The sequence below is a fragment of the Chitinophaga rhizosphaerae genome (genome assembly GCF_003958645.1).
Lineage (GTDB): Bacteria > Bacteroidota > Bacteroidia > Chitinophagales > Chitinophagaceae > Chitinophaga > Chitinophaga rhizosphaerae.
Genome location: NZ_RXLO01000014.1, coordinates 89,661 through 96,932, shown reverse-complemented (window position 1 = coordinate 96,932; position 7,272 = coordinate 89,661). Strand labels below are relative to the sequence as shown.

The following is a 7,272-nucleotide window of genomic DNA, read 5'->3' as shown; positions in this document are numbered from 1 at the left end:
TGAAGTAATGGACTCCTTCCCCTTTTCTATCGAAACAACTGTTAACTCTTTTTGACGAATACTGTATTTAATGCGTTTGTCCATAAAAATGCCCCCCTAAAGTGTCCAACTTTTGGGGGGCATTACAGAAGACCGGCTTTTTTAGTGGCTGCGGAAAAACATACTTCATTTTCAGTACTTTTAACCAACAGCACTTTACCGGAAGACACAGCACATTTATGGACCAACTATCGCTAATCAACATCAACCAACTGTTTAGCCGGATCAGGGAAGGAGACGAAGAAGCATTCGGTATACTCCCGTTCATACTCCGCATGGTAAAGCAGCAAGCAGGTGAGCGACCTCAAGTTCTGGGACAATGAAGTGGCGCGCCTCTACGGCATCCGCGGCATCCCGCAGAACTTCCTGGTAGACCCGCAGGGCAAGATCATCGCGAAGAACCTTCGCGGCGAGGCGCTGGAGAAAAAACTGGCGGAAGTCCTGAACTAGGATAACGGTCAACTATATACGAAAAAGCCCGTCCTGTTGATGCAAGACGGGCTATTGTATGGGGATGAATGATCATTATTTCCGGGATTTCCGCTGAAGTTCGCGGATGGCCTGCGATTGGGCTTCGTTTTCTTTTTTCAGGTCGATGACATAGAGCGTCAGTTCTTCGATTTTCTGCAACAGTTTTTTGTTCATCTCGCCGAGGTCCTGCCCGTTTTTTTCCACATCCGCGGCGGAAGGGATTTCGGGAAGATGGCGGTTTTGTTTAATGAAGGTTTCCACCGTATCCAGCGGTGGCAGCGCATATGCGGGATCGAACACGAAATCGGCCCAGCCGGTTTGGGTCACTTTAATTTTTTTGGCTGTAATGTTGCCATTCACGGCCAGTTTGGGCGATTCCTCCCCGGAAGAAGGCGTATAGGTGCCATTGATGCACATAGTGCCGATAGGGTCTACATGCGGCAGCCTGTAAAACGTATTGTTGTCGAAATCACATTTGAGGCCGGAATTGCTCGTTGTAGCCAGAGCGCCAACAGGCACCGTAGTGGTGGAAGTAGTGGCTGCAACCCGGGGCGATGCATTGCCGAAGTCACCTACGGTGCGCCAGTACATAGAGCCCCATTGCCAGGTGGACCTTACCCAAACGGCGTCGTTGAAAACATAAAATGTTGCGGCACCGGGGTTCCCTGAAATGCACAGGATTTCCAGGCCGTCGAATCTGGGAGGGGAGCCTTCATGTTTGTCTATCCGGATTTCATAGGTGGCCTGTTCGTTGAAATAATTGGCGTCTGCCTGCACACTAACCTGTACAACGGAAGCGTACCGGTCTGTTGCATTGTTGATCTGGAGAATTTTATAACACAGCAGTGTGTAAGGCGTTGTGGCAACATTTACAGAGCCGAGGAATGCCCAGTCTTTTCTGTCGGGGGGCACCACCTGGGCTTTAGCGATAACAAATGTCAATAACGCAGCAAACGCCAGGAACAGGGATTTGCGTAATTTCATAAGTAAGGTGTTTTTTGGATTGAAGGATTCGGGTATGACCGGGTTAAGGGTAACGTTTGAAAATTAAGGATTTTCGTTGAACGGAAGAAATCCCTCGCGAAAAATCCCCGGATAGCGAAGGCGCCATACCGGGGATCAGGAGGAAATATCGTACGGCTGATTTAATCTGCTTTGATCTCATACACGATGGAGCTGCATTTGTTCACATGCCGCCAGGCTTTCCAGTAAGAGCGGAAACCTTTCCAGGCGCCGGTGATCATGCGGTCTTTCCCGGATTTGTATTTCTCGCTGAGCAGGCTCACGTAAAATGCGTCGAACACCATGGGGTATTTCTGCTTTATCGATAATCCGTGGCGCTGCATGAGCACGTCCATGGAAACGGGGGAGAAGTGGTAGAGATGGCGGGGCACATCGTAGGCCGCCCAAAACTCGCCATAAAGGCGGGCATCGGTGCTGGTGTAGTTGGGGACGGCGATGAGCAGGGCGCCTCCGGGCTTCAGGAGCTTCCGGATCTGCTCCAGGTAACCCTGGAGATCGTGCACATGCTCGAGCACATGCCACATCGTGATGCAATCGAACTGTCCTTCCGCCAGCTCATACAATTCGTGTACCGGTCGCGTATCGAGGCCGTACAGTTTTTGGGCGGTCTCCCGTGCGCCGGCGTCGGGCTCCAGGCCGGTAACTTTCCAGCCCAGCAGTTGCATATGGTGCAGGAACGCACCGCTGCCGCTGCCGATATCGAGCAGGTTACCGGATTTCACGCCGGCCGCCGTTTTCACCCAGTTCTGTTTGGAACGCATGGTGATCTTGCGGACGCTGTGATACATCCTGTTGATAAGCCCCTCACGGGTATCCGAATGCGAAATATATTCGGCCGATTGGTAATACGCGCCAATGGCTTCGATAGAAGGAATATGCTGGGTGAAACGGGCCGTGCAGGCGGCGCATTCCCAGATATCGAATTTTTCCTGTGATACGGTATAGTCTTTGGCCGTCAGCTTGTGGCTGATGCGGTCCGATTGGCAAACCGGGCATTGCTGGTAGTCGATCCGATTCATGTGGTTAGAAAACTGGCTGCAAGATAACAAAATTAAATCCCCTTGTATTCTCCCCAAACATTCCGGAGCGTATCGGCGATTTCGCCGAGGGTACAGTAATGTTCCACGGCTTCCACTACGAGCGGCATGAGGTTTTCGGTCGTTTTTGCCCGTTCCGAAATGGCCGCCAGTAAGGATTCCGCCTTTTCATTATCGCGGCGGGCGCGGAGGGAGGCCAGCTTTTCGGACTGGAATTTGCGGATGCTGTCGTCGATCCGGAATACCTCGGTATCTGATGTTTCTTCCACGACGAATTTGTTCACACCCACGATGATTTTTTCGTTATTCTCGATTTCCTGCTGGTATTGATAGGCGCTTCTGGCGATCTCGTCCTGGATGAACCCCTGCTCGATGGCGCTCACGGAACCGCCCATGGCGTCGATCTTATGAACGAGCTCCCAGGCGCGTTCCTCCACTTCCTTCGTCAACGCCTCCACGTAATACGAACCGGCCAGCGGATCTACCGTGTCGGCGATGCCGCTTTCGTACCCGATGATCTGCTGGGTGCGTAACGCGATACGGGCGGCAGATTCCGTGGGGAGGGAAATGGCTTCGTCGTAGCCGTTGGTGTGCAGCGATTGCGTGCCGCCGAGCGTGGCGGCGAGGGTTTGCACGGCCACGCGCACGATGTTGTTGTGCGGTTGCTGTGCGGTGAGCGTGGAACCGCCGGTCTGGGTATGGAAGCGCAGCATTTGCGCTTTGGGATCGGTGGCGCCGAGGTTTTGGGTGATATGCGCCCACATATTGCGTGCTGCGCGGAACTTGGCGACTTCTTCGAACAAATGATTATGCGCGTTGAAGAAAAAGCTGAGGCGCTTGGCGAACACATTGATATCGAGCCCCTTTTCCAGCGCGGCTTTCAGATAAGCCTTGCCGTTGGAAAGCGTGAAAGCCAGCTCCTGTACGGCGTTGGCACCCGCTTCGCGGATATGGTAGCCGCTGATGGAAATGGTGTTCCATTTCGGAACTTCCCGGCTGCAATAATCGAAAATATCGGTGATCAACCGCATGGATGGCTGCGGCGGATAGATGAAAGTGCCGCGGGCGGCGTATTCCTTGAGGATATCGTTTTGAATGGTACCGGAAATCTTCGACAGGTCGGCCCCCTGTTTCTTCGCCAGGGCGATGTAGAACGCGAGGAGGATGAACGCCGTAGCATTGATGGTCATGGACGTGGAGACTTTCTCCAGTTCGATGCCGGCGAAAAGCGTTTCCATATCTTCCAGCGAATCGATGGCTACGCCTACTTTTCCTACTTCCCCTTCCGCCATGGCGTGGTCGGAATCGTAGCCGATCTGCGTGGGGAGGTCGAACGCGACACTGAGCCCCATTACGCCCTGGCTGAGTAGAAAATGATATCTTTTGTTGGATTCTTCTGCAGTGCTGAAACCCGCGTACTGGCGCATGGTCCAGAGTTTATCGCGGTACATGGTGGCGTGGATGCCCCGGGTGAAGGGGAAACGGCCCGGCAGCTCGTCCATCGGTACCGGCGTGGCATATAACGGCCGGATTTCGATTCCCGAATCGGTCTTGATTGGCTTTTCCATATTCACAATGTTAGGTTAAAAACGATAAATTGCGGGAAATTTTGTTGACTGGCCATGATTCCATATTTGTTGTTGTTTATGACCGTTGGACTGGCGTTGCTGAGCATGCTGATGATGCGCCGCGGCGCGCGGAGGCCTTTCCCCGACGCGCTCTATACCATCCTGTTTTCCCTTTCGCTGGCGGCCTTCGTGTACCTCTACGGAACCTGGGTGTACGGGAGCATTTATCTTAAATATATTTTCGGGGGATTATACGTGTGTGTCTCCGGATGGTTCCTCTTCCGCCGTAACCCCGTCAAGCCCGCCCGTTCACCGTTTTTCCGGTTAATGATGTTCGTGGTGCTGACCCTCGCCGTGATCCTGTATTTTACCGGTACCACCGGCACGACGCGCACCGTGGAACTCGATTTTCCCCTGAAGAAAGACCGCTATTTCGTGCTGCAGGGCGGGAAGGGATTACCGTCGAACGTGTTCCATACCAGCCTGCGCGGGGCTATTTACGCGATGGACATCGTGCGGCTCAACAGCTGGGGCAACCGCGCCAGCAAAGTGTTTTCCAAAAACCTGGAAGATTACGCCATTTTCGGCGATACGGTCTACGCACCCTGCTCCGGCCGCGTCATCCGCGCCAATGGCGACGATCCCGACAACATCCCGCCCAACATGAAGCGCGGCCCCAAAAATATGAACATGGTGCTCATAGACGCAGGCGGGTACTACGTTTTCATGGGGCACCTCCGCCAGGGGAGCGTATGGGTGAAGGAAGGAGACGAAGTGAAAACTGGCGAACCGCTGGGCTGCGTAGGCAATTCCGGATTCAGTACGGAACCACACCTCCACATCCAGGTGCACCGGAAAGAGGAAGGAAAACCCTGGTACGCGTCCGAACCGCTGTACATCCACTTTAACGGGCACGGTTACCTGCTCAACGAAATGATCCGGAAAAAACATACCTGACAATAAAAAACGGCCCCGCATCGCAGGGCCGTTTTTTATTGATAGCATATCTTCCGGAACTATTTCATCAGTTTCCGCGCTTCCGAATTGATGATCTCCGCGGCGATGTCCGAAGGCGATTCCGGCTGTTGCATGAACAGCTCCAGGATCTGTTTGTTCAGCTCGATGGAAGGCGCGTCTGGCGGCAGTTTCAGGGCCAGCTGGTTGATAATGGAGATGGTTTGTTCCTTCACGGTTTTAACCGCCTCCCAGGCCAGCGGCGCCACGTAAATCTGCTGCGATACGTTATGGTCGAATTCCGACTTGATGTTCGAAACCAGGCCGATCTGCATGTCGAGCACCGTGAAACCCGGCTGGTTCACACGGCCGATGAGGTTCTGCGGCGCAATGCGCTCCACGAACAGGATCATGCGCTCGTACGCCTGCAACTGCAACGGCAGCACGATGCCTGACGGGGTCTCGCTCTTCGGCTCCGCCTTCCTGTCTTCCTTCCCTTCCTTATCCTGCTTTTCTCCCTTCTTCACCAGGTCCTTAATGGTCCATACCAGGAGCACCACCGCACCGGCGATGATCAAAATAAATAACAATTCCTTACTTGTCGGCATAATCGGGTGACGTTTAGAATTACAAATATAATAGGAATTTGTTATTTGTAAAGGATTCTTCCGTTAACATTCCGGCAAACTGATGGGAATATTGACCGCCAGCCCGCCGTCGGAGGTTTCCTTGTACTTGGAATTCATGTCCAGTGCCGTATCCCACATGGTTTTCACCACCGCGTCCAGCGACACTTTCGCCAGTTCGGGGTTGCTTTGCAGGGCGAGCTGGCTGGCGGTAATGGCCTTGATGGCCCCCATGGTATTCCGCTCGATGCAGGGCACCTGCACAAGCCCGCCGATGGGGTCGCAGGTAAGACCGAGATGGTGCTCCATGGCGATTTCTGCGGCCATCAGCACCTGCCGCTGCGATCCGCCAAGGCATTCCGTGAGCGCGGCGGCCGCCATGGCCGACGATACCCCGATTTCCGCCTGGCATCCGCCCATGGCGGCAGAAATGGTCGCCCGTTTCTTGAAGATGCTCCCGATCTCCGACGCGCACAGCAGGAATTGCAGGATGCGCTCCTCGTGGAGGCCGTCGCAGAAAGTGATGTAATATTGCAGTACCGCGGGTATCACGCCCGCAGCGCCATTGGTAGGTGCGGTCACCACCCGGCCGAAAGACGCGTTTTCCTCGTTCACCGCCAGGGCAAAACAACTCACCCAGTCGAGCGTATAGGAAAAAGGTTGTCCGCCCGCGCGGATCGCTTCCACCCAGGTAGTATAGTCATTGTACGTTCGGCCCCCGAGCAGCCGCGTATTCAGCGCGGCCGCCCTGCGCCCCACTTTCAGGCCGCCGGGCAGTTCGCCGGTAGTATGGCAGCCGCGGTAGATGCAGTCGCGCATCACTTCCCAGATTTTCATCACGCCGGCTTTCGTTTCCGCCTCGCTACGCCAGGCGTGCTCGTTTTCCATCACTACTTCTGAAATGGAAAAACCGGTTTTGATGCACCATTGCAGTAATTGCCGCGCGGTATCGATGGGGAAAGGCAGATCAACGCTGCTGCCGCTTCCGCCGCCGATTTCCCCTTCCTTCACCACAAAACCGCCGCCGATCGAGTAATACGTGGCCGCCAGCTGTTCGCCGTTTTGCAGGGTTACGAGAAAGGTTAAAGCGTTGGGATGGAAGGGGAGGGACTCTTCGTAAAGAAATGCGATGCCCGTTACGGGATCGAAGTCGATGAAGCGGTCTCCATGAAGGTGCAGCTGCCGGTTGCGGCGGATGCCGTCGATCTTGGAGTCGATCTGGTTCACGTCGAAAGTAACGGGATCGTCTCCGGAAAGCCCCAGCAGCACGGCGATGTCCGTACCGTGGCCATGGCCTGTTTTGGCGAGGGAGCCGTACAGGAGCACCGACAATTTGCTGATGTCATCCAGTTTGCCCTGTGTCTTCATTTCGTCGAGGAAACGCATGGCGGCGCGCCAGGGGCCCAGCGTATGGGAGCTGGATGGGCCTACGCCGATCTTGAATATGTCAAATACGGAGATGCACTCGTGTGGCACAATATCAGGTTTAGCCTTCAAAGTTAAGGGATTGAAGGCACAAAAAGGAACGCGCCGCCAAAGCTGGCAGCGCGTGTT

The 7,272-nt window shown here is 54.5% G+C and carries 7 protein-coding genes; 2 read left to right on the top strand and 5 right to left on the bottom strand.

All coding sequences use genetic code 11. The annotated features are described in order from the left end of the window. Nucleotides 1-333: 333 nt before the first annotated feature. Nucleotides 334-489 carry a peroxiredoxin family protein gene (locus EJ361_RS23470; protein WP_205687095.1) on the top strand — a complete coding sequence of 52 codons (156 nt, stop codon included), beginning with the start codon at nucleotides 334-336 and terminating at the stop codon, nucleotides 487-489. A gap of 75 nt (nucleotides 490-564) precedes the next feature. Here EJ361_RS23470 and EJ361_RS23465 read toward each other — a convergent pair whose 3' ends face one another. The 3 genes from EJ361_RS23465 to EJ361_RS23455 form a co-directional block, all read right to left on the bottom strand. Continuing rightward, nucleotides 565-1,494: a hypothetical protein gene (locus EJ361_RS23465; RefSeq protein ID WP_126248971.1), complete on the bottom strand. Its 930-nt coding sequence runs from the start codon at nucleotides 1,492-1,494 to the stop codon at nucleotides 565-567. Between the two features lie 161 nt (nucleotides 1,495-1,655). Then, entirely contained in the window at nucleotides 1,656-2,552 is an 897-nt protein-coding gene (locus EJ361_RS23460) for a class I SAM-dependent methyltransferase (protein ID WP_126248969.1), read from the bottom strand. A 32-nt stretch (nucleotides 2,553-2,584) separates the two neighbouring features. Further along, the gene (locus tag EJ361_RS23455; protein ID WP_126248967.1) at nucleotides 2,585-4,138 is read right to left on the bottom strand and encodes an acyl-CoA mutase large subunit family protein; all 1,554 of its coding nucleotides are present in this window, start codon (nucleotides 4,136-4,138) and stop codon (nucleotides 2,585-2,587) included. A 78-nt stretch (nucleotides 4,139-4,216) separates the two neighbouring features. On the opposite strand from EJ361_RS23455, the gene EJ361_RS23450 reads away from it, so the two are divergent. Further along, complete coding sequence (locus tag EJ361_RS23450) at nucleotides 4,217-5,095, top strand: M23 family metallopeptidase (protein ID WP_164714395.1); 879 nt, start codon at nucleotides 4,217-4,219, stop codon at nucleotides 5,093-5,095. A 59-nt stretch (nucleotides 5,096-5,154) separates the two neighbouring features. Here EJ361_RS23450 and EJ361_RS23445 read toward each other — a convergent pair whose 3' ends face one another. After that, nucleotides 5,155-5,700: a DUF7935 family protein gene (locus tag EJ361_RS23445; RefSeq protein WP_126248963.1), complete on the bottom strand. Its 546-nt coding sequence runs from the start codon at nucleotides 5,698-5,700 to the stop codon at nucleotides 5,155-5,157. A gap of 63 nt (nucleotides 5,701-5,763) precedes the next feature. Beyond that, nucleotides 5,764-7,194 (bottom strand): L-serine ammonia-lyase, encoded by a 1,431-nt coding sequence (locus tag EJ361_RS23440; protein ID WP_126248961.1) that lies wholly within the window; start codon nucleotides 7,192-7,194, stop codon nucleotides 5,764-5,766. Nucleotides 7,195-7,272 lie beyond the last annotated feature (78 nt).